Here is a 22,349-nt window from a genome sequence, read left to right on the forward strand (position 1 = left end):
CAGGGCTCTTTTCGGGCGGGCGTCAGCGGCGAAAGCCGCTCAGCCCTTGTCGTTGGCGGCGATGGCGGTGCGGTTGCGGACTTCGGCGATCATCGACTTGACCACGCGAACGTTCACGCCCTGCGAAATCTCGACCATGGCCTCGGCGTCCTCGACGCGGGTGACCTTGCCGACCATGCCGTTCGACAGGACGACTTCGTCGCCGCGCTTGACGCTGGCGATCAGGGCCTGATGCGCCTTCACCCGCTTCTGCTGCGGACGGATCATCAGGAAGTAGAACAGGATGAAGATCGCGACGATCGGCGCGATCTGCACCGCCATGGCCATCAGGCCGCCTTCAGAAGCAGTAGGCATGGAAACTCCCCGAACCGGGCCGACCTCGAAACGGGGGCCCCTTTAAAATGAGGCGCGGAACCTAGGGCGCGCCGTGCCGATTTGCAACGCGGCCTGACGCCAACGTGTCACAGGCGATGCCGCCCGGACACGCCGGGCGGTCTCCGTCAGCGCGGCAGAACGCTCAGGGGATCGACCGCAATCGGATCGTCGCCACGCATCTGCCGGGTCTCGAAATGGATCGAGGGGCGGCCGTCGCCTGCCGTCAGGCCGACCGTGCCGATGGCCTGACCCGCGCGAACTTCGGCCCCGTCGCGCACGGTGGCCGAGCCCAGATGACCGTAAACCGTGCGCCAGCCGTCCTTGTGAACGATCAGGACCGTCAGCCCCTGCCCCACGATGTCGTCGCCGACATAGGCGACGCGCCCGGCGGCGGCGGCCTTGACCTCGGTTCCCGCGGCCGCGCCGATATTGACGCCATTGTTGCGCTCGCCCATGCCGACCGGGCCGAAACGGCGCAGGATGTCCCCGCGCACCGGCCACTGCATGGCCAGGGCCTGGCCGACGGCTGCGCCCTGAACCGGCGAGGCCGGTTCGGAGGCTGTCACGGCCGGGGCGCGCGGCGGCGGCAGGGCGGCGTTGCCGCTGGGCGGCGGAGGCGGCGGCGGCGCCACGCCGTTGTTCGGCGTCTTCACGCCGACCGGCGACGCGCCCGTGGCGTAAGGATCCGAACCCGTGTCCACCGCGCTGTCCGGCAGAACGATGCGCTGGCCCGAAGTGATGGCGCCGCGCGGTCCCAGACCGTTCAGGTCGATCAGCGTCTGCACCGGCGTCTGGAAGCGGCGGCCGACGCCCGAAATCGTGTCGCCCGGCTGGATGACATAGGTCGCGCCCGCCATGACGGGCGAGCCGCCGGTCGATGGCGACGTGGACCCGGCGGGCGCCCCGGTCGACGGATAGGCCGGTCCGCCCGCCGGCGGCAGACCGCCGCCCTGAATGCTGCCCGACGGCGCGCGCGGCCCCTGCTCTTCATAGGGTCGCGCCGGCGGCGGCGTCTGCGGCTGCGTCGGCTGGGCGTAGTAGGGATTGTTGTTCGGATTGCCGCCCTGCCCGGGCTGCTGGGGATAGGCGCCCTGTCCGCCAACCGGCGTCGGATGGGTCGAATAGCGCGGCTCGGTCGGATAACTCGCGCACGCCGTGACCGTCAGCGCCCCGCCGACGACCGCCGCCGCCCTGATCCAGCCCGTGAAGCCGCCCATGCGCCTCTCCTTCTTAACCGTGAATTCGTTCACCCCCGGTGTGCCCCGGAAGCGTCGCCAAGCCAACCCGCCAAACAGCGCCAAAGTGGGGCGGAAAGGTTAACCTGCACAGTCATTCGTCATCCCGGAAAACGCGCAGCGTTTATCCGGGACCGCCGCCTCACCCCCGCCGTCACCCTCGGGCCTGACCCGAGGGTCGAGGTACAGCGGCGCGCTCAACGCTTCAGATGATCTGCCTGCCGACCGCCCGATCCTCGGGTCAAGCCCGAGGATGACGGTGGAATAAATGAAGGTGGCGACACAGAAGACGAGCATCGCCCCTACCCCTCCTTGGCCATCCCCTCGACCAGCGGCACGAAGCGCACTTCGCACAGGCTTTCGCGGCGGAAACTGCCGTCTTCCTGGCCGGTATAGCGGTGCAGCATCTGCACCGAGCCGCGGCCCACCGGCGCGACCAGCACGCCGCCCGGTTTCAGCTGTTTCAGCAGTTCGGTCGGTTCATGCGGCGACGCCGCCGTGACCATGATCCGGTCGAACGGCGCCTGTTCCAGCCAGCCCTGCCCGCCGTCGCCGTGGCGGGTGAAGACGTTGTCGACGCCCAGAAGCTTCAGCTTGGTCTCGGCCTCGGTCAGCAGGCTCTTGTAGCGCTCCACAGAATAGACGAAGCGCGCCAACCGGCTGAGGACCGCGCACTGATAGCCGCTGCCGGTGCCGATCTCGAGCACGCGGTGGCGCGGCCCGACCTCCAGCGCCTGGGTCATCAGGCCGACGATATAGGGCTGGCTGATCGTCTGGGCGCAGTCGATCGGCAGGGCCTGGTCTTCCCAGGCCTGATCGAGGAACTTCTCATGGACGAACAGCGACCGGTCGATGGATTCCATCGCCTGCAGCACCCGCGCGTCGGTCACCCCCTGCCGCCTCAGCGACAGGATCAGCCGACCCGCGCGGTCGTCCTTGAGGCTCATTTTTCCTGCGGTCCCTTGGGGGGCGCGCCGCCCAGCACCTTCTTCAGATCATTGACGCTGCGCATATGCGTCAGGTCGATATGCAGCGGCGTGACCGAAATCCGGCCCTCGTCCATGGCCCGCAGGTCGGTGCCCTCGGCGTGCTCCTGCGGCGCCCCGCGGAAGGCCATCCAGTAGTAGTCGCGGCCGCGCAGATCGGTGCGCCGGATCGCGTGCATCTCGCCGATGTCGCGAAAGCCCTGCTTGGTCACCTCGACCGTTTTGACCAGTTCCGGCGGCAGCTTGGGGAAGTTGACGTTCATGACCACGCCGTCCTCCCACTTCTGCTCCAGCAGCTTGGCGATGATGCCGGGGGCGAAGGCCTCGGCCGTCTCCCAATGCGCCACCACGTCGTCGTGGAACCGTTCCAGCGACTGCGACAGAGCGATGGAGCGAATGCCGAAGGCCATGCCCTGCAACGCGCCCGCCACCGTGCCGGAATAGCTGACGTCCTCGCCGACGTTGTGGCCGCGATTGACGCCCGACAGCACCAGGTCGGGCTTCCCGGGCATCAGGTCGTTGACCGCCAGGACGACGCAGTCCGTCGGAGTGCCGGTCACGGCGAACCGCTTGTCGCCCAGTTGGTTGACCCGCAGCGGCTCGGTCAGGGTGATCCCCCGCCCCTTGGCCGACTGCTCGGTCTGGGGCGCGACGATCCAGACGTCGTCCGACAGGGTTCGGGCGATTTTTTCAAGACATTCAAGACCTTCCGCCTCGATGCCGTCGTCATTGGTGAGGAGGATACGCATCATTCGCGCTCAAGCAGCCCAAAGGGCGATAGCGCACCAAACATGTCCTTCTCCCCTTGCGGGAGAAGGTGGCTGGCGCAGCCAGACGGATGAGGGGTCACGCCCCGGCCGGAAATCATGTCGTCTGAACTCGCCACTGTCATCTTCTGTCTGAGCAACCCCTCATCCGAGCCGCTGTACGGCCCACCTTCTCCCGCAAGGGGAGAAGGATTTTAGCGCTAACGCCTTCGGCCGCTTGAGCGCCGTCTCCCGCAAGAGAAGAAGGGTCAGCCAACCTTTTTCAGCCCGCCCATATAGGGCAGCAGCGCGCTCGGCACGGCGATCGAGCCGTCCTCCTGCTGATAGTTCTCCATCACCGCGACCAGGGTGCGGCCGACCGCCAGGCCCGAACCGTTCAGGGTGTGCAGGAACTCGGTCTTCTTCTCGCCGGCGCGCTTGAACCGGGCGTCCATGCGCCGGGCCTGGAAGTCGCCGCAGTTCGAGCAGGAGCTGATCTCGCGATAGGTGTTCTGGCTGGGCAGCCAGACTTCGAGGTCATAGGTCTTCTGCGCCGAGAAGCCCATGTCGCCCTTGCACAGCAGCACCTTGCGATAGGGCAGTTGCAGCGCCTGCAACACCGCCTCGGCGCAACCGGCCATGCGTTCGTGCTCGGCATCCGAATCCTCGGGGCGGCAGATGGAGACCATCTCGACCTTGCTGAACTGGTGCTGGCGGATCAGGCCGCGCGTATCGCGCCCCGCCGACCCAGCCTCGGCCCGGAAACAGGGCGTCAGCGCCGTCATCCGCATCGGCGTCGCCACCTCGTCCTCGGACAGGATCTGCTCGCGCACGAGGTTGGTCAGGGAGACTTCGGCGGTGGGGATGAGCCAAAGTTTTTGGCCAATCGCCTCTGCGTTTTTCTGCTCCAACTCCTGGCTGGTTTCCTTAAGAATATTCCAGCCTGCGCCAATCAAATTGGCGATATCACTGCCCAACCCGAGAATGGGACCTTTGGCATCAGTCTCGCTTTTCCACGGGTTATCTTCGAAGTGCTTCCGCGCATTTTCGGTGAACACATCTTGAAACCACTTGGATTTAAGCGTGACGTGAAATTCCTCAGGAGATTTGCCCGTTTTGAAGAGATCCTCTTCGAACTTCGGTAACTGCCCTGTCCCGAACATCGCATCGTCCTTGACCAAGAACGGCGGGTTCACTTCCAGATACCCGTGCTTGTCCGTCTGCAGGTCCAGCATGAACTGGCCGATGGCGCGTTCCAGACGCGCCAGCTGCCCCTTCAGCACGGCGAAACGCGAGCCGGACATCTTGGCCGCAGCCTCGAAGTCCAGCAGACCCAGGGCCTCGCCCAGGTCGGCGTGATCCTTGGCCGGACCAGTCGTGCGGGGCTCCCCCCACTTCAGGACTTCGACGTTGTCGTTCTCGTCCGCGCCGTCCGGCACATTGTCGGCGGCCAGGTTTTTCAGCCCCGCCAGCAGGTCGCGCAGTTCGGCGCCCTTGGCGGCTTCCGCCTCGCCCGCCTCGGCGATCTCGGTTTTCAGGGTTTCGACCTCGGTCTTCAGCCGGTCGGCCTCGGCCATGTCCTTCTTGCCCATGGCGGCGCCGATGGCCTTGGAGGCGGCGTTGCGCTTGGCCAGGGCTTCCTGCCCCCTGGTCTGGGCGGCGCGCAGGTCGACGTCCAGCGCCAGGATGCGCGCGACCACCTCGGCGGCGTCCTCCACCCCGCGCGACGACCAGCCGGCGACGAAGGCTTCGGGGTTGTCGCGGATGGCTCTGATGTCGTGCATGGCGTCAATCTTCGGACGGTCAGGAAGAAGCCGAAGGCTGTAACGCCCCGCGCGGAGTCGGGCAAACCCCTAAGCGCCTTCTCCTTCGGCATCACCGCAACTCAACAAGCCCTCCCCCTCGATGGGGGAGGGTTGGGTGGGGGTGCAGACAGATTGTTTGCAGTCGTGCTCAGGAGACACAACGCCTCGCATGCTCCGTCAGAAATGTTGAGCGCACACCCCCATCCCTACCCTTCCCCCATTGAGGGGGAAGGGTAAGAAGGTTCAGCTCGTCCGCTTCGCCTTCACCTTGATCTCGACGCCAATCGCATTCGACACCCAGTCGCCGCCCGCGTCGGACATCATGCCGAGGTCCAGCGATGTGCGGTCCAGCTCCAGCCTGCCCTCCACCGTCGCCGTCCCGTTCGCCTCGTCAAAGGTGAAGGGCAGGACCACAGGCACCGTCGTCGTCTTGATCCGCAGCGTCCCCGTCGCCTCATAGCGATTGCCGCCCAGGGCCTTGAACGAAGTCGTCTCGAACCGCGCGGTCGGATAGCCCGTCGGGTCCAGCCATTCCGCGCCGGTCAGACTGCCTTCCTGCGTCGCGTCGCCCGTCTTGGCCGTGCCGGTCTTCACCAGAACCACGGCCTTCGACCCCGCCAGATCGGCCGGGTCGAACCAGACCTGCCCCTCCCACTGCTCGAACCGGCCCTTGAAGGCCTTGCCGGCATGGGTCCCGGTAAACGCGATGTTCGAGGCCGCCTTGTCGATGGTCCAGGCGGTCGCCGTCCCCGGCGTGACCGCAGCCTCGGCCTGAGCGGGCGCCGCCGCAGCGTGCGCCTCAACCCCTGCTCCGTCCGCCAGCGGCGCAGGCTTGGCCGCGATGCCGCCCGCGACGGCCAGGGCGGCGATGAAGCCCAGTCCCGCCAGACGCTCAGCGCGGCGCAGCAGCGGCTTGGGCTCCGGCGCAGTCCGCCCCTCGCCGTGCTTCAGCAGCGGGATCATATGCGCCAGAACCCCGTCGCGATTGATGAACTGATGCTTCAGCGCCGCCCCGACGTGCATGGCGATCAGGACCACCGCGCCCCAGGCCAGCAGGCTGTGCGCCCCCATGGCCTGATAGGCCACGGTCCGGCGGACGCCCGCCGCCGCCTCGCCGATGAAGGGCAGGTGCGGCACGGCGAACAGGCCGAACCAGCTGGTCGCCACGGCCAGCGGCTGATCCGTCGCCACGGCCCAGCCGGTCGAAACGTAAAGCCAGCCAGTCAGCGGCAGGGCCAGCATCAGGCCGTAGAAGGCCGCATGGGTCGCCCGCGCCGCGAACGTTTCCCAGGTCTTCATCTCGGCCGGCATCCCCGGCGTCCGGTGCGTCAGCCGCCAGACGATGCGCAGCGCCGTCAGCGCCAGGATCAGAAAGCCGACCGACTTGTGAATCTGGAACACGCGATAGGCCAGCGCCTGACTTCCCGGCTCGTTGATCGCGTCGCTCATCCACCAGCCCATCGGGATCATGGCGATGATAGCGACCGCAATGGCCCAGTGCAGGGCGATGGCGACGGGGGTGTAGCGGCTGGCGGACGCGGTCATCACAAAACTCGCAAAAAATATCCGTCATCCCGGACGCTCCGCAGGAGCGATCCGGGACCCAGGCGGCAGAGCACAAGCACCGAAGCCTCGAGCCCATATCCAGCGCCTGGATCCCGGATCAGCCTGTCGGCTGTCCGGGATGACGGCAGAAAAGTCAGCGATTAGGCAGCCGGAGCAGCCGGAGCGACCTGCTGCAGGAACTCGCCGTCGAAGCGGATGGTGGTTTCGTCGCCGACCGGACCGACCGGCATGCCGAAGTCCGAACGGTTGAACTTGCCTTCAGCCGAGAAGCCGATGGTCGGCACCTGCATGAAGGGGTGCTTCTCGATCTCGCCGCCGAAGGTGGCGTCCAGGGTCACCGGCTTGGTCACGCCCAGGAAGGTCAGATCGCCCGTCACCTTGGCCGTGCGCGTGCCGGTCAGTTCGACCTGGGTCGACTTGAAGGTGATCTGCGGGAAGGCGACGCCGTTCAGGAAGTTCTTGCTCTTGGCGATGTCCTCGCTGAAGCTCTTGAAGCCCGTCGCCGCGTGGGTGCCGAGGTAGTCGCCCGGATAGTTAGCGTCGACCGACAGCGGATCGATGGTCGCCTCGACCGAGCTGTTGGCCAGGTTGGCCGGGTCCAGGGTGATCTTGGCGTCGAACTTGTTGAAGCGCGCGGTGTAGTTCGAAATCGTGTTGTGCGGGACCGACCACTGCAGCGAGGCGTGGGTCGGGTCCATGACGTAGACGCCGGCCGGGGCCTTCAGCTCGACCGGAGCGGTCGAGGCGGCGTCGGCGGCCGGGGCGGCGGACTTGTCGCCGGCTTGACCGCAGGCGGCCAGCAGGGCGAAGGCGGAAACCGCCAGGATATGTTGCATCTTCATGGGGAGGACCTCGTTGGAGTTCAGGACTGGACACGAGGCCCAGAAACGGTTCGTCTGTCCGTCGGCGCGCCGCTCGGACTGCAACAGTATAAGTTGCGATTGCTGACCTTCAAGCCCCGTTCGTGCAAAAATGCGGATTGAGGTGCGCCCTGCGCGCCGCCCGCCTATCCTGCGACTCACATGCCCATCCGTCGCCTCCCCCCCGAAACCGTCAACCGCATCGCCGCCGGCGAGGTGGTCGAACGTCCCGCCAGCGCCATCAAGGAGTTGGTCGAGAACGCGCTGGACGCGGGGGCCTCGCGCGTCGAGATCCAGGCGGACGGCGGCGGCCTGACCCGCATCCTGATCGCCGACGACGGCAAGGGCATCCCCAAGGACGAACTGCCGCTGGCCGTCGAACGCCACGCCACGTCGAAGCTTGAGCCCGACGACGCCGGCGACGTGGACCTGCTGCGCATCAATACCCTCGGCTTCCGCGGCGAGGCCCTGCCCTCCATCGGCTCCGTCGCCCGCCTGACCATCACCACCCGCGCCCGCGACGAGGCCGACGCCTGGGCCGTCACCGTCGACGGCGGCGACCAGCGCCCGACGGCCCCCGCCGGCTTCCCCGGCCCGCACGGCGCCCGGGTCGAGGTCCGCGACCTGTTCTACGCCACGCCCGCCCGGCTCAAGTTCATGAAGTCCGAGCGGTCCGAGGCCATGGCCATCTCGGAAGAGATCAAGCGTCAGGCCATGGCCCACGAAGCCGTCGCCTTCACCCTGTCGCTGGACGGCAAGGTGACGCTGCGCCTGCCCGCCGAACATCCCGGCTTCGAAGGCCGCCTGAAACGCCTCGGCGCCCTGCTGGGCCGCGACTTCGAAGCCAACGCCCTGCTGATCGACCAGGAACGCGATGGAGTGCGCCTGTCCGGCTATGCGGGCCTGCCCACCTATTCGCGCGGCAATGCGGCGCACCAGTTCCTGTTCGTCAACGGCCGCCCGGTGCGCGACCGCCTGCTGCAAGGCGCCCTGCGCGGCGCCTACGCCGACTTCCTGGCCCGCGACCGGCACCCGGCGGCGGCCCTCTTCCTCGACATCGACCCGCTCTACGTCGACGTGAACGTCCATCCCGCCAAGGCCGAGGTCCGCTTCCGCGATCCGGCCCTGGTGCGCGGCTTGATCGTCGGCGCCCTGCGTCACGCCCTGCACGCCGCCGGCCACCGCGCCTCGACCACGGTCGCCGCCGACGCTCTGGCCGGGTTCCGGCCGCATACGGGCGAGGCTTTGGGCGGCGCCTACAGCCCCTCCTCTCCCTCGGCTCAATCCTTCAACCAGGCCGCGCCGGGCTGGAGCGGCTGGCAGGGCTGGTCGCAACCGGCCGCCGCCGCCCAGAACCTGCCCGGCCTGAACGAGCGCTCCGCCCGCGTCGAGCACACCTGGACCGGGGAAGCCGCCGCTCCCAGCTTCCGCACCCTGGCTGAGATTCAAGCCGAACACGCCGGCCAGATCGCGCCCGGCGCCCAGCCGCCGACCGACCTGATCGACTACCCCCTCGGCGCCGCCCGCGCCCAGCTTCACGGCACCTATATCGTCGCCCAGACCCGCGACGGCCTGGTCGTGGTCGATCAGCACGCCGCCCACGAACGCCTCGTCTATGAGCGGATGAAGACGCAGATGGCCCACGGCGCCGTCACTCGTCAGGCCCTGCTGACGCCCGAGGTGGTCGAACTGGACCCCGCCGAGGCCCAGCGCGTCGCCGCCAAGGCCGAGGAACTGGCCGAGATGGGTCTGATCGTCGAGGCCTTCGGCGTGGGCGCGGTGCTGGTGCGCGAAACCCCCGCCCTGCTCGGCGACACCGATGTTCAGGGCCTGATCCGCGACATCGCCGACGACCTGTCCGAACACGGCGCCGCCCTGTCGCTGAAGGAGCGCATGGCCGAGGTCTGCGGCACCATGGCCTGCCACGGCAGCGTCCGCGCCGGCCGCGTCCTCAGCGCCCCCGAAATGAACGCCCTGCTGCGCCAGATGGAGGCCACGCCCCACTCGGGCCAGTGCAACCACGGCCGCCCGACCTATGTGGAGCTGAAGCTCAACGACCTCGAAAAGCTGTTCGGCAGACGCTGACCACACACCCGCTCATCCCGGCGGACGCCGGGATCCAGTGAGAACGGAGCCAGTGCGGCTTTGATCTGACCACCGCGGGTGTGGCCAAAGGACTGGATCCCGGCGTCCGCCGGGATGAGCGGAGTAGAGGGAGCATTTGAAATTCCCGCCGTTTCGCTACTCTGATCTCATGACCTACAGCGTCCTTTTCGTCTGCCTCGGCAACATCTGTCGCTCGCCGCTGGCCGAGGCCGCCCTTCGCGAAGAGGCCCGCCGCCTGAAGCTGGACCTGATCGTCGATTCCGCCGGCACCGGCGGCTGGCACGTCGGCGATCCGCCCGACCCGCGCGCTCAGGCTGTAGCGAAGAAGAACGGCGTCGACATCTCCAGCCTGCGCGGTCGTCAGGTGAAGCCCGCCGACTTCCGCCGCTTCACCCACATCGTCGCGCTGGACGAGGACAACCTCGCCAACCTGCGCCGCCTCGCCCCCGTCGACGCCACGGCCGAACTCAGCCTGCTGCTCGATCATGTCGCGGGCCGCGAGGGCCGACCGGTCGCCGATCCCTATTTCGGTGACGACGACGGCTTCGACATCACCTGGTCAGATGTGACAGCGGGCGCGCGCGGTCTGGCCCGCACCCTGCAAAGGCTCAAAGGCTGAGCGCCTCCACGAGGTAGCTAGCCTTGCCGCCCGAAGCGACCTCGCCGCCCCCGATGGCATAGACGACGCCGTTCACGCTCGCGCCCGCCAGCCCATGCCGAGGCGTCCGCATCGCCGGTCCGGCCGCCCAGACGTCGCGCGCCGGATCGTAGATCCAGGTCTCGGCGAAGACGCCGCCGCTTCGCCCCTCGAACCACTCGCCGCCGAAGGCGACCAGGCGGCCATCCGCCGCCGCCATCGCCAGACCGCCGCCGACCTGCCGCCCCGTTGCAGGCGAGGCCGGGATGGGCGCCAGCATGTCCCAACGATCCCCGGCCGGGTCGTAACGGTCCATCCGCCCCGTGCCGCCGCTCTCGACCGCGCGGCCGCCCGCCACATAGAGCCTCCCGTCCAGCACCGCGCCCGCCGCACTGTTGCGGGCCATGGGCGCCGGACGGGCCGTCTCCCAGCGATTGTCCGCCGCGTGGAAGACCAGATGGGTCGCCACGTCGCCCTGATCGCCCCACTGGCCGTTCTTCTCGCCCTTGGGCGAGCGGCCGGTGACCAGATGCACCCGGTCGTCCAGCGACAAGCCGACCGTCTCGCACAGCCGCTCGGGCATCTGACCGACCTGCGCCCAGACGTCGCGATCCATCGCCCAGACATCGGTCATCGCCGTCCATTCGCCGGCGTCGCGTCGGTCGTAGCCGCCGAAGGCCCAAACCCGCCCAGCGGCCGAGGCCAGCATCGGATGGTGGCGCGGCTGCGGCAGGCGCGGCCCCTCGCTCCATCGGTCAGCGGCCGCGTCGTAGATCGCCGTGCGGTCGTTGATATGCAGTCCGCCGCCGGCGCCGCGGATCAGTCCGCCGGCGACCACAACCGTCCCCTCATGCGCGGCGCAATAGATTTCCTGCGTCGCCCACGGCATGGAACTGCGGACGGTCCAGCCGTCCGAAGCGCGGGCGAGGCCCGGCAAGGCGGTCGCAGCAGCGGTGACGGCAAGGAAGGCGCGGCGGTCGATCTGGCTCATGAAGCTAAGCCTAGCCGCGTCAGGCGCCCGGCGCGAGCCTCAGAAACAGCACGCGCGCCGCGCCGTAGTCGCGAGCGTCCAGACGTTCATAACCCGGCGTGTCGATGTCGGGCTCGTCCGAGCCGCGCTCGAACACCACGATGGCGCCCGGCTTCAGCCAGTCGCCTTCCAGCAATCGCGCCAGCGTCTGCTCGCCCAGTCCCTTGGCGTAAGGCGGGTCGAGGAAGGCCAGGTCGAAGGCCTCGCCCACCGAGCCGGGGCGCTCGCCCAGATCCGTGGCGCTGCGGCGATGCACTCGGCCACGGCCAAACAGGCCATAGGCGTCCATGTTCTCGCGGATCACGCCCCGCGCGCCGTCGTCAATCTCGACGAACAGGGCGAAGGCCGCGCCGCGCGACAGGGCTTCAAAACCCAGAGCGCCCGATCCGGCGTAGATGTCCATGACGCGCGCGTCCTGAAGGCTTTCGCCCCAGGACGCGTGCTCCAGCACATTGAAGATGGCCTGGCGCGCCCGATCCGAGGTCGGGCGCGTGCCCTGCCCCTCGGGCGCGAGAATGGCGCGCCCCTTCAGGCTCCCGGCAACGATCCGCATGGCTTAGCCGCGCGGACCGCCGCGACCGCCCGAAGGCTTGCCGCCGAAGGGTTTGCCGCCGCCGCTGGGACGCGAGCCGCCCGGCTTGCCGCCGAAGCCGCCAGGCTTGCCGCCCGAATGCGGCGCACCCTCGCGGGGCTTGAAGTCACGCTGAGGACGATCACCGAAACCGCCTTCACGCGGTTTGAAATCGCGTTGCGGGCGATCACCGCCCGAACGCGGCGCACCGTCACGCGGCTGGAAGTCACGCTTCGGACGGTCGCCGAAGGCGCCGCCTTCACGCGGCTTGAAGTCGCGTTGCGGACGATCGCCGCCCGAACGCGGCGCGCCCTCGCGGGGCTTGAAGTCACGCTGAGGACGATCACCGAAACCGCCGTCACGCGGCTTGAAGTCGCGTTGCGGACGATCCCCGCCCGAACGGGGCGCGCCCTCGCGGGGCTTGAAGTCACGCTGGGGACGATCGCCGAAACCGCCTTCACGCGGTTTGAAGTCGCGCTGCGGGCGATCGCCGCCGCGATCCTCACGCGGCGCCCACGCACGCTGCGGACGGTCGCCGCCAGCATAGCCCGGCGAACCCTCGCGCGGTTTGAAGGTGCGCTTGGGATGGGCGGTCTTGGGCGCGGACTTGGCCCAGCCTTCCTTCTTGGCCGGACGGTCGCGACGATCGACGGCGTTCTCGGTCGCCTCGTTGGCCGCGCGAACGCGGCTCGGCTTGCGCGAGGGATCCGACATCGCCGAACCCGACCGACCCGCCACGATGGGCGAAGAGGTGCGACGGCCTGGGATGGGCGCCGGCGTCGAGACCGTATTGCCGGTCGGCAGGTTCTCAGGCCGAATGTGCTCGGCCAGCATTTCGCGGATCACGCGCGGGCCGACTTCCTCGACCGAACCGACGGGCAGCGTGCCCAGTTGGAACGGACCATAGGCCAGACGGATCAGGCGGTTCACGGTCAGACCGATGGACTCTAGAACCTTGCGGACTTCGCGGTTCTTGCCTTCGGTGATCGAGACGCTGATCCACAGGTTGGCCGAGCTGCGCTCGCCGTCCTCTTTTTCCTTGGCCTTGTCGATGGTCGCTTCGATGGGGCCATAGTGGATGCCGTCGACGGTGCAGCCGGTCTTCAGCTTGTCCAGTTCGGCCTGGGTGATGCGGCCGCGAGCGCGAGCCCGGTACTGACGCACCAGGGCCGTGTCAGGCAGTTCCAGCGCCCGGCTCAGTTCGCCGTCGTTGGTCAGCAGCAGCAGGCCTTCGGTGTTCATGTCCAGTCGGCCGACCGAAATCACGCGCGGCAGGCCGCTGGGCAGGGCGTCGAACACGGTCGGACGGCCCGCCGGGTCGTTGTGGCTGGTCAGCAGGCCGGCCGGCTTGTGATAGCGCCAGACGCGCGTCGCCTGGGCCGAGCCCATGGGCTTGCCGTTGACGGTGATGACGTCGTCGCGCGTCACCAGGGTCGCCGGCGTGTCCAGGATGCGGCCGTTGACCGCCACCTTGCCCAGACCGATCAGACGCTCGACCTCACGACGCGAGGCGATGCCGGCGCGGGCCATGGCCTTGGCGATTCGCTCGCTGCGAGCCGGTGCAGTCGCTTCCTTGGCCCCTTTCGGGCCGCCCTTGCCGGCGCCCTTCACAAAAGGCTTGTCGCCCCGATCATCCTTGCGGTCCCCGCGTGGCGGGCCTTTTCGGTCTCCAAAGCCGCCCTTGTCCGGGCGCGCGTCGGCGAATTTACGGGGTCCGCGTGGGCCGTCGTCTTGACGGAAGCGGGGGTTCTTGTCGTTGTCTTTGGGATGGCGATCCATGATGAGCGGTTCATGAGCATGGCGCTCGATCTGGCGCAAGCGGCGGCGCAAGCGGGCGAAGTGCCGGTCGGCGCGGTAATTGTCGACGAATCGACCGGCAAAGTGGTTGGTCGTGGGCAAAACGGCCCCATAGGAGCCCACGATCCAACGGCTCATGCTGAGATCGTGGCCTTACGCGATGCTGCGGCAACGTTGCAGAATTACCGCCTGACCGACCTGACTCTCTATGTGACGCTGGAACCCTGCGCCATGTGCGCCGGGGCCATCAGTCACGCCCGTATCGGCCGCGTCGTCTGGGGGGCCGACGACCCCAAGGGCGGAGCGATCCTCCACGGCGGCCGCTTCTTCGATCAGCCGACCTGCCACTGGCGGCCCGCCGTCGAAGGCGGCGTGATGGCCGAGCCCGCGGCCGCCGCCCTGCGCGCCTTCTTCCGGTCGCGACGCAAGGGGCGGAACGCTAAGCTTGACCAGGCGTTGACCGCACAAGCGTAACCAGAGGCGCACTCACTTGAAAAACCGCCGACCGATCGCCCCGCTGGGCGGCGCCGTTCTTGTCGCAATCCTGGCCGCCTGCGCCCCCGAACCCCGCAAGGCTCCGACCAGCGGCGACGAGGTTCGCGACCGCGCCATCGAGGCCCAAACCGCCCATCGCCGCACCGGCGCCGAGATTCAGGACAGCGCGATGAACCGTGTCATCCGCGCCGTCTATCTCTGCAACAACAGCGAGCGCCTGACCGTGGATTTCGACAATCCGCGTCGCATGGCGACCGTGCGCACCTCCAACGGCGAAGCGGTGGACCTGTATCAGGAACGCGCCGCCGACGGCATCTGGTACCGGGCCTCCGGTCACGACCTGCGCGGCAAGGGCGATCAGGCCGTCTGGACCGTCACCGACCGCGACCCGGCCAACTGCCGCGCGGTGGATTAGGCGAAGGCCGCCAGTCGTTCGTCCAGCTTGCGCCGCACCTCGGACCAATCCTCGTCCAGAACCGCGAACTGGGCCGTATCGCGCACCCGCCCGGTCCAGGTGATCTTGTGCTTCCTCAGCACGCCCTCATCGCGCGCGCCCAGCTTGCGGATCGCGGTGGCGCTGGCGGCGTTCAGGGCGTCGGTGATGATCTCGACCCGCACCGCGCCCGCGTCGAAGGCATGCCCCATCAACAGCCGCTTGCAGGCCGGATTGACCGGTCCGCCGCGCGCCTCGGGCCGATAGAAGGTCGAGCCGATCTCGCAGCGCCGATGCTCGGGCTTGATCTCATACAGGCTGGTCGTGCCGACCACCGCGCCGTCGCTCAGACGACGCACGGCGAAGGCGATGCGCGAGCCGGTCGCCATCGCCTTCAGCGCCGCCGCCCACCAGCCATCGAAATGTTCGCCGTAGGCCGCGCTGACCATGCCGTTCCAGGCCTCGGGGTCGCAGTCCAGCGCCGCCCTCACCTCGCCCTCCAGCGCCGCCGTGAACGGCTCCAGGCGGACAAAACGGTTCTCAAGGACAACGGGGCTCAGCTTCACGCTGCGCCTTCCTCGATCAGGAAGGCCCGCACCGCCTCAGAATCCACGTCCTTGTCGGTAAAGACGTCGCCGATGGCCCGCGCCAGGATCAGAGTCAGCCGCCCGCCCTCGGCCTTCTTGTCCCCGGCCATCCGCCCGATCAGGGCGTCGGCGTTAAAGACCTGATCCACCTCGGCCAGCCGCGTCGGCAGCCCCGCCGCCTTGATCCCCGCCTCGGCCTTTTCGGCGTCGGCGGCGGAGCACAGCCCCTGACGGGCCGAGAAGCGGAAGGCCATGGCGCAGCCCAGCGCCACCGCCTCGCCGTGGGTCAGGGCGTCGCCGAAGCCCAGTTCGGCCTCCAGCGCGTGACCAAAGGTGTGGCCCAGGTTCAGCAGGGCGCGCCGCCCCGCCTCCTTCTCGTCCTCGCCGACGATCTGCGACTTGATCTCGACCGAGCGGATCACCGCCCGTTCCAGGGCGTCAGGATCGCCCTCGGCGCCCGCCGCCCCTTCTCCGCCCAGCCAGTCGAAGAAGGCTGCATCGCAGATCAGGCCGTGCTTCAGCACCTCGGCCCAGCCCGAACGCACCTGCCGCACCGGCAGGGTGGCCAGCGCCTCGATGTCGGCCAGCACCAGCCGCGGCTGATGAAAGGCGCCGATCAGGTTCTTGCCGCGCGGCGTGTCGATGGCCGTCTTGCCGCCGACCGAGGAATCCACCTGGGCCAGCAGGGTCGTCGGCACCTGCACAAAGTCTATGCCGCGCATGAACAGCGCCGCCGCCAGCCCGGCCAGATCGCCCACCACGCCGCCGCCCAGCGCCACGACCATGCTCTTGCGGTCCAGCCCCTCGGCCAGCAACCGATCCAGCACGGCCTCAAGCTGCTCGAACGACTTGGACGCCTCGCCCGCCGGCACGGTCACGATCCCGGTCTTCAGCCCCGCGCCTTCCAGCGCCGCGCGCACCGTCTCGCCGTGGATGGCCGCCACCGTTTCATCGCTGACGATAAAGGTCTGGGTCGGCTTCAACGCCGCGACGCGTGCCCCCGCCTCTTTCAGCAGGCCGCGCCCGATCACGACTTCATAGGCGGCGAAGCCCTCGCCTCCGACCGGGATCGTCGTCGTCATCGGCGGGTCTCCTCGCGGGCGTGACGCCGCAGTTCCTTCATGATCGCCTCGACCGCCTGGCCATGCGAGCCGCCGCCGACATCCACCGTCAGATCGGCTTCGGCGTAGATGGGATAGCGGGCCTCGGCCAACTGGCTCAGCGCCTCCAACGGATCGCGGCCGCGCAACAGGGGCCGGGTGTCGCGCCGCAGCACCCGTTCGGCGATCACCTTCAGGTCGGCGCGCATCCAGACGCTGACCGAATGTTGCTTCATCAGGGCGCGCGTCTCGGGGTTCAGCATGGCCCCGCCGCCGGTCGCCAGCACGATAGGCGGTCCTTCCAGCAGGCGGCGCATGACCCGCGCCTCGCCCGCCCGAAACTCCGCCTCGCCCCGGCTGGCGAAGATTTCGCTGACCGTCATCCCGGCCGCTGACTCGATCTCGTGATCGCCGTCGTAGAAGGGCAGGCCCAGCCGTTGCGCCAGCCTGCGCCCCACGGTCGATTTGCCCACGCCCATCAGCCCCACCAGGGTTATGGTGCGGTCAAGCGCCAAGGATGGCGACAAGGGCGTGGAATCGGGCGAGGCGTCGGCAGGCATGGTTCCTATACCCTCTACACGAGACACGCGTTCGCTCCACACCCGTGTTGAGCGCGCCGCATGACGCCTCAGGTCGAGGCTTTTCTGGAGATGATGGCCGTCGAACGCGACGCCTCGCCCCACACCCTGTCCGCCTATGGCCGTGATCTGGCCGACGCCGAGACCTGGCTGGGCGACGCGGGCGGCCTGATGGCCGCAGATGAAGCGGCGCTGGAGGCCTGGTTCGCCGACCTGTCGCGACGCGGCCTGTCAGCGGCCACCGCCGCGCGCCGACGGTCTTCCGTGCGCCAGTTCTACCGTTTCGCCTTGGGCGAAGGCTGGCGAAAGGACGACCCCTCTCGCCGCATCGACGCGCCAAAACAGGGTCGCAGTCTGCCCAAGACCCTGAGCCGCGACGAGATCGAGGCCCTGCTGGCTGCGGCGGGCGCCGCCGACAGCGCGGCGGGCATTCGCCTCGTCACCCTGGTCGAGATGGCCTACGCCTCGGGCATGCGCGTCTCAGAACTGCTGGGGCTCAAGGTCGAGGCGGTGCGTCGCGATCCCGCCTATCTGATCGTGCGCGGCAAGGGCGGCAAGGAGAGGCTGGCCCCGCTCAACGCCGCCGCGCGCGAGGCGATCAAGGCCTGGCTGACCGCCCGCGACGCCGCGCGCAAACCGAATACGCCCGAAAGCGTCTGGCTCTTCCCCTCGCGCGGCAAGACCGGCCATCTGACGCCCCGCCGCTTCGCCCAGCTTCTGGATCAGGCGGCGCTGACGGCCAATATCGACCCGGCCCGCGTGAGCCCCCACGTCCTGCGCCACGCCTTCGCCACCCACCTGCTGGAAGGCGGCGCCGACCTGCGCGTGGTCCAGACCCTGCTGGGCCACGCCGACATCTCGACCACCCAGATCTACACCCACGTCGCTGTCGACCGCCTGTCCCAGGTCGTCCACTCCAAGCACCCCTTGGCGCATGACGACTGAAGGGCCATAGTCCGCCCATGGCACGATCCTTCTACGTCAAGGCGCTTTGGGACGCTGAGGCCAAGGTTTGGTACAGCGAAACCGATATTCCCGGCTTGGTTCTTCAGACCGAGACGCTGGAAGAATTCGAGGATTTGATCCGGCATTTCGCGCCCGACCTCCTCGCCTCGAATCTCGATATCCACGAACCCGTCGCCATCCGCTTTGAAGCCTCCCGACAGCTCGACCTCGCGGCCGCCTAAAATTGGTCAGCGATCACTACCGGGACTTGGTGAGATTGCTGCGTGACGCTGGCTTCGCCCCGATTCCGGGAGGCAAGGGCAGTCACGAGAAATGGCGAAACGGACAGACTGGCGTTCAGGTCACGGTCCCCTCCAAACCCCTCCGGCACATGGCCAATGAAATCCTTAAACAGGCCGGCCTGCCCAAGGCCTTCTGAACCCCGCTTGCTCCGCGGCGTTCTGGGCTCTAGGTTCCGCCGCTTTCCGTAGCGCCAAGCGCGCTTCCTCCTCACGGACGCCTGATGGCCACGCACTACCTCGAATTCGAAAAGCCGATCGCCGAGCTGGAAGCCAAGATCGCGGAGCTGTCGCTGCTCGCGCCCACCAGCGGCTCGTTCGAGACCGAGATCGCCGCCCTTCGCAAGAAGGCCGACGCCCTGCGCGTCAAGACCTACGCCAATCTCGACCCGTGGATGCGCACCCAGGTCGCGCGCCACCCCCAGCGCCCGCATTTCATCGACTATATCGACGGCCTGTTCACCGACTTCGTCGAACTGCACGGCGACCGCCAGTTCGGCGACGACCAGGCGATCCTGGGCGGCCTTGCGCGCTTCCGCGGCCAGTCGGTCGTGATCATGGGCCACGAAAAGGGCCACGACACCCAGACGCGCATCACCCACAATTTCGGCATGGCTCGCCCTGAGGGCTATCGCAAGGCCGTGCGCCTGATGGACATGGCCGAGCGTTTCGGCCTGCCGGTCCTGACCTTCGTCGACACTGCCGGCGCCTATCCGGGCCTCGGCGCCGAAGAGCGCGGCCAGGCCGAAGCCATCGCCCGTTCGACTGAACGCGGCTTGACCCTGGGCGTCCCCTCCATCGCCACGGTGACAGGCGAAGGCGGTTCGGGCGGGGCCATCGCCATCGCCGCCGCCAGCCGCGTGCTGATGCTGGAACACTCCATCTATTCGGTCATCTCGCCCGAGGGCGCGGCCGGCATCCTGTGGCGCGACGGCACCCGCGCCAGGGACGCCGCCATGGCCATGAAGATCACCGCCCCCGATCTGATGGCGATGAAGATCGTCGACCGCGTGATTCCGGAACCGCTCGGCGGCGCCCACACCGCGCGCGAGACGGCCATCCAGTCGGTCGGCGACGTGCTGGAAGAAGAGTTGCAGGCGCTGTCGTCGCTGTCGGCGGACGAAATCCGCAAGGCGCGCGCCGATCGCTTCTACGCTATCGGCCGTCTGAGCTGATCCTGCGCATTGCACGACGGCCCTGCGCCGTCGAAGCTGACGCCATGCGATTCGCCTCCTCCTCCCCTCTGCACGCCAGGGCCTCTTCATGCGCGGCATGAACGGGGTCGGCGAATCGCTGCGCGAAAGCGCGGTGTTCAACTTCGACGGCGCGGTGACGATGGTCATCGACGATTCGCCGTTCGCCCTGGAACTGACGTCCCAGGCCTTACTCGGCTTCGGCATCAAGGTCCGCCACTCATGCAGCAGCGCCGCCGAGGCTATCGGCGTGCTGCGCGACCGACCCGTCGACCTGATCCTGGTCGACTGCGAAATGCCCGGCATGACCGGCTATGAGTTCGTGCGCTGGCTGCGCCGGTCGGGACTGGAACCGAACGCCTTCGCCCCCGTCATCATGACCGCCGCCCACGTCCGCCGTTCCAAGGTGTCCGAGGCGCGCGACTGCGGCGCCAACTTCCTGATCACCAAGCCCTTCAGCGCGGGCGTCCTGCTGGAACGGATCGTCTGGGTCGCCCGCGACACCCGCCCCTTCCTCGAGGTCGGCGACTATTTCGGACCTGATCGCCGCTTCCGTTCGGAACCCTGGAAGGGGCTGGAGCGTCGTTCCGTGGAAATCCGCAAGGCTGAATTCGAAGCCCAACGCAGAGCGTCGATCGAGCTATGACCGTCATCACGCACAACCGCCGCCGCGCGCGCCTGTCGACCCTGATTGACCTGCCCGGCGGCGTCAGCGCCGGCGTCGCCCTGGCCCAGGCCAAGGCCAATCTGGCCGAGATGGAAGCGCGCAGCCGCGCGGTCATCGAGGAGCAGGTCGCCGCTCTGGCCCTCCTGCAGCCGGCCGCGTCGCCGGACGAAGTTTCTCGGGTTCTGGATCGGGCCTATGACCATTCCAGCGCCGTCATCGACGCCGCCGGGCCGTTCGAACTGGAAGACCTGTGCACGGCCGCCGCCAACCTGTGCGACCTGATCGACGCCGCGCCCGAAGACAAGACCTTCGACTGGCGCATCGTCACCGTCCACGCCCAGGCCCTGCGTCTGCTGCTGACGCTTCCCCGTGAAGCCGCCGAGGCCCGCACCCAGGTTCTGGCCAGCCTCAAGGACGTGCTGAAAGCCAAGGTCCCCGGCGGGGTTCAGCCCGACTGAGCCTGGCTTTTCGCTCCGCGCGTCTGTTTGCGCCACAGGCTGGCGTATTCGCCGCCCTGACGCGCCACCAGTTCATGGTGGGCCCCGCGCTCGACGATCCGTCCGGCTTTAAGGACAAGGATCTGTTCTGCGTCGGCCACGGTCGATAACCGGTGCGCGACCACCAGGGTCGTGCGGCCCGCCCGCGCCTTGCGCAGCGTCTTCTGGATCGCCGCCTCGGTGCGGCTGTCCAGGGCGCTGGTCGCCTCGTCCAGGATGAGGATGCAGGGATCGGCCAGCAGGGCGCGGGCGATGCCCACCCGCTGACGCTCGCCGCCCGACAGCTTCAGGCCTCTTTCGCCCACCCGCGTCTCCATGCCCTCGGGCAGATTGCGAATGAAATCGGCCAGTTCCGCCGCCTCGGCCGCGGCCCAGATAGCAGCGTCGTCGGCTTCGGGCCGAGCAAAGGCGATGTTGGCGCGGATGGAATCGTTGAACAGGGCCACGTCCTGCGGCACCAGGGCGACCGCCGCGCGCAGAGAGCTTTGCGTCACCGCCCGGGCGTCATGACCGTCGATCAGCACCCGCCCCTCCTGCGGGTCCAGCAGACGTAACGCCAGCTTGACGATGGTGGACTTGCCCGCGCCCGACGGCCCGACCAGGGCCGTGGTGGTGCCTGCCGGAGCGACAAAGCTCACGTCGTCCAGACCGCTGGTCCGCGCATCGTGGCGGAAACCGACGTGGTCGAACACGATCTCGGCCCCATGCCCGCTGGCGGGGCGCGGCAGATCCACCGCATCGGTCGCATCGGCCACCTGCGGCGCTTGCCGCGTCACCTTCAGCATCTCCTCCATGTCGATGAAGGACTGACGGATTTCCCGGTAGGCGAAGCCCAGAATGTTCAACGGCGCATACAGCGAGATCATGATCAGCACCGCCGCCGTCACGTCGCCCGGCCCCATCCGACCGGCCGCCGCCTCGAACCCGGCCATGACGGCCATGATCCCCAGGCCGATGTTCATGATCAGGCCCTGGATCAGGTTCAGCACCGCCAGGGACGTGTTGGCCTTCAGCGCCGCATCCACATAGGTCGACAGTGACTGGTCATAGGCCTCGGCGGCCCGGCTCTCTGCGCCGAACGACTTGACGGTTTCGTAGTTCAGCAGGGCGTCGACCGACAGACCCGCCGCCTCGCTGTCGGCGGCGTTCATCGCCCGGCGATGCTCCAGCCGCCAGTTGGCCATGGCGAAGGTCGTCGCCGCATAGACGGCCACCACGCCGATCGCGACCGCGCCGAAGCGCCAGTCGTATTTGCCGCTCAGCACCGCCGCCGCCAGAACCAGTTCGACCGCCGTCGGTCCCAGGTTGAACACCAGGATGCGCAGCAGGAAATCCACCGCGCGCGAACCGCGGTCCATGGTCCGCGACAGGGCGCCCGACCGCTTGGTCTGGTGGAAGTCCAGCGACAGGCTCAGGGCATGAGCAAAGGTCTCAGCCGCCGTCTTGCGCTGCGCGGCGGCCCGAACCGGAGCGAACATCACGTCCGACAGCTGCGGCGTGGCCGCCGACAGGAACCGCACCAGGGCCCAACCCACGGCGAAACCCGCGAAACCCCAACCGACCGCCGCCGCTGCGCCCTGCCCCGCCGCCAGATGATTGACCGCCGCGCCCAGGATCAGGGGCGCGAGCACGCCCAGCCCCTTGCCCGCCAGCGTCAGGGCGATGGCCCCGGTGATGCGCCACGGCAGTTGGGGCGCGCCCGAACGGCCCACGACGCGCAGCAGGTCGGACAAGGCCTGCAGGGTCGGCGGCGCCTCCTGCTTCGTCTGCGCCTGCCCGGCGGTCATGGCCTTGACCGTGGAGTCGCCCCGTCGACCGGATCGTTCACCGCGCATCGCCAT

General features: G+C 68.4%; 23 protein-coding genes and 2 pseudogenes. 10 read left to right on the forward strand and 15 right to left on the reverse strand.

Translation table 11 applies throughout. From position 1 onward, the window contains the following. Positions 1 to 39: 39 nt before the first annotated feature. The 7 genes from yajC to AB4Y68_RS13215 form a co-directional block, all read right to left on the reverse strand. On the reverse strand, positions 40 to 354 hold the full coding sequence (gene yajC / locus AB4Y68_RS13185) for a preprotein translocase subunit YajC (protein ID WP_441456212.1): 315 nt from the start codon (positions 352 to 354) through the stop codon (positions 40 to 42). Between the two features lie 146 nt (positions 355 to 500). Then, entirely contained in the window at positions 501 to 1,592 is a 1,092-nt protein-coding gene (locus AB4Y68_RS13190) for a peptidoglycan DD-metalloendopeptidase family protein (RefSeq protein WP_441456213.1), read from the reverse strand. A gap of 320 nt (positions 1,593 to 1,912) precedes the next feature. Next, positions 1,913 to 2,557, reverse strand: a complete 645-nt coding sequence (locus tag AB4Y68_RS13195) for a protein-L-isoaspartate(D-aspartate) O-methyltransferase (protein ID WP_441456214.1) — start codon at positions 2,555 to 2,557, stop codon at positions 1,913 to 1,915. After that, positions 2,554 to 3,345, reverse strand: coding sequence for a 5'/3'-nucleotidase SurE (gene surE, locus AB4Y68_RS13200; RefSeq protein ID WP_441456215.1), 792 nt, complete (start codon positions 3,343 to 3,345; stop codon positions 2,554 to 2,556). The genes AB4Y68_RS13195 and surE overlap by 4 nt, the downstream gene beginning before the upstream one ends. A 266-nt stretch (positions 3,346 to 3,611) precedes the next feature. After that, positions 3,612 to 5,126, reverse strand: coding sequence for a serine--tRNA ligase (gene serS / locus AB4Y68_RS13205; RefSeq protein ID WP_441456216.1), 1,515 nt, complete (start codon positions 5,124 to 5,126; stop codon positions 3,612 to 3,614). Between the two features lie 264 nt (positions 5,127 to 5,390). After that, the gene (locus AB4Y68_RS13210) at positions 5,391 to 6,692 is read right to left on the reverse strand and encodes a YceI family protein (RefSeq protein WP_441456217.1); all 1,302 of its coding nucleotides are present in this window, start codon (positions 6,690 to 6,692) and stop codon (positions 5,391 to 5,393) included. A gap of 161 nt (positions 6,693 to 6,853) precedes the next feature. Beyond that, positions 6,854 to 7,555 (reverse strand): YceI family protein, encoded by a 702-nt coding sequence (locus tag AB4Y68_RS13215; protein WP_441456218.1) that lies wholly within the window; start codon positions 7,553 to 7,555, stop codon positions 6,854 to 6,856. Between the two features lie 180 nt (positions 7,556 to 7,735). Here AB4Y68_RS13215 and mutL point away from each other — a divergent pair, with 180 nt between their 5' ends. Together mutL and AB4Y68_RS13225 are read left to right on the forward strand one after the other, a co-directional pair. Further along, complete coding sequence (gene mutL / locus AB4Y68_RS13220) at positions 7,736 to 9,658, forward strand: DNA mismatch repair endonuclease MutL (RefSeq protein WP_441456219.1); 1,923 nt, start codon at positions 7,736 to 7,738, stop codon at positions 9,656 to 9,658. Positions 9,659 to 9,827: 169 nt separating this feature from the next. Next, entirely contained in the window at positions 9,828 to 10,298 is a 471-nt protein-coding gene (locus AB4Y68_RS13225; RefSeq protein WP_441456220.1) for a low molecular weight protein-tyrosine-phosphatase, read from the forward strand. Here AB4Y68_RS13225 and AB4Y68_RS13230 read toward each other — a convergent pair. From AB4Y68_RS13230 to AB4Y68_RS13240, 3 genes are read right to left on the reverse strand one after another with little or no spacing between them, the layout of a single operon-like run. Continuing rightward, positions 10,288 to 11,307 carry a Kelch repeat-containing protein gene (locus AB4Y68_RS13230; RefSeq protein WP_441456221.1) on the reverse strand — a complete coding sequence of 340 codons (1,020 nt, stop codon included), beginning with the start codon at positions 11,305 to 11,307 and terminating at the stop codon, positions 10,288 to 10,290. The two genes, AB4Y68_RS13225 and AB4Y68_RS13230, sit on opposite strands and share 11 nt — an antisense overlap. Positions 11,308 to 11,326: 19 nt before the next feature. Then, a complete protein-coding gene (gene rsmD / locus AB4Y68_RS13235) occupies positions 11,327 to 11,899 on the reverse strand; it encodes a 16S rRNA (guanine(966)-N(2))-methyltransferase RsmD (protein WP_441456222.1) in 573 nt (190 codons plus the stop codon). Between the two features lie 3 nt (positions 11,900 to 11,902). After that, positions 11,903 to 13,528 carry a pseudouridine synthase gene (locus AB4Y68_RS13240; protein ID WP_441456223.1) on the reverse strand — a complete coding sequence of 542 codons (1,626 nt, stop codon included), beginning with the start codon at positions 13,526 to 13,528 and terminating at the stop codon, positions 11,903 to 11,905. 180 nt (positions 13,529 to 13,708) lie between these two features. Between AB4Y68_RS13240 and tadA the strand changes: the two genes are divergently transcribed. Continuing rightward, a complete protein-coding gene (tadA, locus tag AB4Y68_RS13245; protein ID WP_441456224.1) occupies positions 13,709 to 14,188 on the forward strand; it encodes a tRNA adenosine(34) deaminase TadA in 480 nt (159 codons plus the stop codon). Between the two features lie 16 nt (positions 14,189 to 14,204). Then, the gene (locus AB4Y68_RS13250) at positions 14,205 to 14,624 is read left to right on the forward strand and encodes an MliC family protein (RefSeq protein ID WP_441456225.1); all 420 of its coding nucleotides are present in this window, start codon (positions 14,205 to 14,207) and stop codon (positions 14,622 to 14,624) included. On the opposite strand, the gene AB4Y68_RS13255 is transcribed toward AB4Y68_RS13250, so the two are convergent. The 3 genes from AB4Y68_RS13255 to AB4Y68_RS13265 are packed head-to-tail and all read right to left on the reverse strand — an operon-like array spanning position 14,621 to position 16,889. Next, a complete protein-coding gene (locus tag AB4Y68_RS13255; RefSeq protein WP_441456226.1) occupies positions 14,621 to 15,208 on the reverse strand; it encodes a GNAT family N-acetyltransferase in 588 nt (195 codons plus the stop codon). The genes AB4Y68_RS13250 and AB4Y68_RS13255 overlap by 4 nt on opposite strands. Continuing rightward, positions 15,205 to 16,311: a 3-dehydroquinate synthase gene (gene aroB, locus AB4Y68_RS13260; RefSeq protein WP_441456227.1), complete on the reverse strand. Its 1,107-nt coding sequence runs from the start codon at positions 16,309 to 16,311 to the stop codon at positions 15,205 to 15,207. The genes AB4Y68_RS13255 and aroB overlap by 4 nt, the downstream gene beginning before the upstream one ends. Further along, the gene (locus AB4Y68_RS13265; RefSeq protein ID WP_441456244.1) at positions 16,308 to 16,889 is read right to left on the reverse strand and encodes a shikimate kinase; all 582 of its coding nucleotides are present in this window, start codon (positions 16,887 to 16,889) and stop codon (positions 16,308 to 16,310) included. The genes aroB and AB4Y68_RS13265 overlap by 4 nt, the downstream gene beginning before the upstream one ends. 60 nt (positions 16,890 to 16,949) lie before the next feature. Here AB4Y68_RS13265 and AB4Y68_RS13270 point away from each other — a divergent pair, with 60 nt between their 5' ends. The 6 genes from AB4Y68_RS13270 to AB4Y68_RS13295 all read left to right on the forward strand — a co-directional run bounded on the left by AB4Y68_RS13270 (position 16,950) and on the right by AB4Y68_RS13295 (position 20,469). Beyond that, positions 16,950 to 17,852 (forward strand): site-specific tyrosine recombinase XerD, encoded by a 903-nt coding sequence (locus tag AB4Y68_RS13270; RefSeq protein ID WP_441456228.1) that lies wholly within the window; start codon positions 16,950 to 16,952, stop codon positions 17,850 to 17,852. A 17-nt stretch (positions 17,853 to 17,869) separates the two neighbouring features. Further along, positions 17,870 to 18,094: a DUF1902 domain-containing protein gene (locus AB4Y68_RS13275; protein ID WP_441456229.1), complete on the forward strand. Its 225-nt coding sequence runs from the start codon at positions 17,870 to 17,872 to the stop codon at positions 18,092 to 18,094. 29 nt (positions 18,095 to 18,123) lie between these two features. Continuing rightward, positions 18,124 to 18,291 (forward strand): type II toxin-antitoxin system HicA family toxin, encoded by a 168-nt coding sequence (locus AB4Y68_RS13280; RefSeq protein ID WP_441456245.1) that lies wholly within the window; start codon positions 18,124 to 18,126, stop codon positions 18,289 to 18,291. Positions 18,292 to 18,375: 84 nt separating this feature from the next. Next, a complete protein-coding gene (locus AB4Y68_RS13285) occupies positions 18,376 to 19,326 on the forward strand; it encodes an acetyl-CoA carboxylase carboxyltransferase subunit alpha (protein WP_441456230.1) in 951 nt (316 codons plus the stop codon). Positions 19,327 to 19,414: 88 nt separating this feature from the next. Beyond that, positions 19,415 to 19,990 carry a response regulator gene (locus AB4Y68_RS13290; RefSeq protein ID WP_441456231.1) on the forward strand — a complete coding sequence of 192 codons (576 nt, stop codon included), beginning with the start codon at positions 19,415 to 19,417 and terminating at the stop codon, positions 19,988 to 19,990. Beyond that, a complete protein-coding gene (locus tag AB4Y68_RS13295; RefSeq protein WP_441456232.1) occupies positions 19,987 to 20,469 on the forward strand; it encodes a chemotaxis protein CheE in 483 nt (160 codons plus the stop codon). The genes AB4Y68_RS13290 and AB4Y68_RS13295 overlap by 4 nt, the downstream gene beginning before the upstream one ends. Here the strand turns inward: AB4Y68_RS13295 and AB4Y68_RS13300 are convergent. Together AB4Y68_RS13300 and AB4Y68_RS13305 are read right to left on the reverse strand one after the other, a co-directional pair. Further along, a pseudogene (locus AB4Y68_RS13300) lies at positions 20,457 to 21,168 on the reverse strand (ATP-binding cassette domain-containing protein); the annotation flags it as partial. The gene AB4Y68_RS13295 and the pseudogene AB4Y68_RS13300 overlap by 13 nt on opposite strands. Positions 21,169 to 21,365: 197 nt before the next feature. Then, a pseudogene (locus AB4Y68_RS13305) lies at positions 21,366 to 22,349 on the reverse strand (ABC transporter transmembrane domain-containing protein); the annotation flags it as partial.

The organism is Brevundimonas sp. 2YAF1 (genome assembly GCF_052114745.1).
In the GTDB taxonomy this organism is placed as follows: Bacteria; Pseudomonadota; Alphaproteobacteria; order Caulobacterales; family Caulobacteraceae; genus Brevundimonas.

Coding starts and splice junctions, on each gene's coding strand:
- yajC (WP_441456212.1), bottom strand. CDS start 354: ATGCCTACTGCTTCTGAAGGCGGCCTGATGGCCATGGCGGTGCAGATC.
- AB4Y68_RS13190 (WP_441456213.1), bottom strand. CDS start 1,592: ATGGGCGGCTTCACGGGCTGGATCAGGGCGGCGGCGGTCGTCGGCGGG.
- AB4Y68_RS13195 (WP_441456214.1), bottom strand. CDS start 2,557: ATGAGCCTCAAGGACGACCGCGCGGGTCGGCTGATCCTGTCGCTGAGG.
- surE (WP_441456215.1), bottom strand. CDS start 3,345: ATGCGTATCCTCCTCACCAATGACGACGGCATCGAGGCGGAAGGTCTT.
- serS (WP_441456216.1), bottom strand. CDS start 5,126: ATGCACGACATCAGAGCCATCCGCGACAACCCCGAAGCCTTCGTCGCC.
- AB4Y68_RS13210 (WP_441456217.1), bottom strand. CDS start 6,692: ATGACCGCGTCCGCCAGCCGCTACACCCCCGTCGCCATCGCCCTGCAC.
- AB4Y68_RS13215 (WP_441456218.1), bottom strand. CDS start 7,555: ATGAAGATGCAACATATCCTGGCGGTTTCCGCCTTCGCCCTGCTGGCC.
- mutL (WP_441456219.1), top strand. CDS start 7,736: ATGCCCATCCGTCGCCTCCCCCCCGAAACCGTCAACCGCATCGCCGCC.
- AB4Y68_RS13225 (WP_441456220.1), top strand. CDS start 9,828: ATGACCTACAGCGTCCTTTTCGTCTGCCTCGGCAACATCTGTCGCTCG.
- AB4Y68_RS13230 (WP_441456221.1), bottom strand. CDS start 11,307: ATGAGCCAGATCGACCGCCGCGCCTTCCTTGCCGTCACCGCTGCTGCG.
- rsmD (WP_441456222.1), bottom strand. CDS start 11,899: ATGCGGATCGTTGCCGGGAGCCTGAAGGGGCGCGCCATTCTCGCGCCC.
- tadA (WP_441456224.1), top strand. CDS start 13,709: ATGAGCATGGCGCTCGATCTGGCGCAAGCGGCGGCGCAAGCGGGCGAA.
- aroB (WP_441456227.1), bottom strand. CDS start 16,311: ATGACGACGACGATCCCGGTCGGAGGCGAGGGCTTCGCCGCCTATGAA.
- AB4Y68_RS13265 (WP_441456244.1), bottom strand. CDS start 16,889: ATGCCTGCCGACGCCTCGCCCGATTCCACGCCCTTGTCGCCATCCTTG.
- AB4Y68_RS13270 (WP_441456228.1), top strand. CDS start 16,950: ATGACGCCTCAGGTCGAGGCTTTTCTGGAGATGATGGCCGTCGAACGC.
- AB4Y68_RS13275 (WP_441456229.1), top strand. CDS start 17,870: ATGGCACGATCCTTCTACGTCAAGGCGCTTTGGGACGCTGAGGCCAAG.
- AB4Y68_RS13285 (WP_441456230.1), top strand. CDS start 18,376: ATGGCCACGCACTACCTCGAATTCGAAAAGCCGATCGCCGAGCTGGAA.
- AB4Y68_RS13290 (WP_441456231.1), top strand. CDS start 19,415: ATGCGCGGCATGAACGGGGTCGGCGAATCGCTGCGCGAAAGCGCGGTG.
- AB4Y68_RS13295 (WP_441456232.1), top strand. CDS start 19,987: ATGACCGTCATCACGCACAACCGCCGCCGCGCGCGCCTGTCGACCCTG.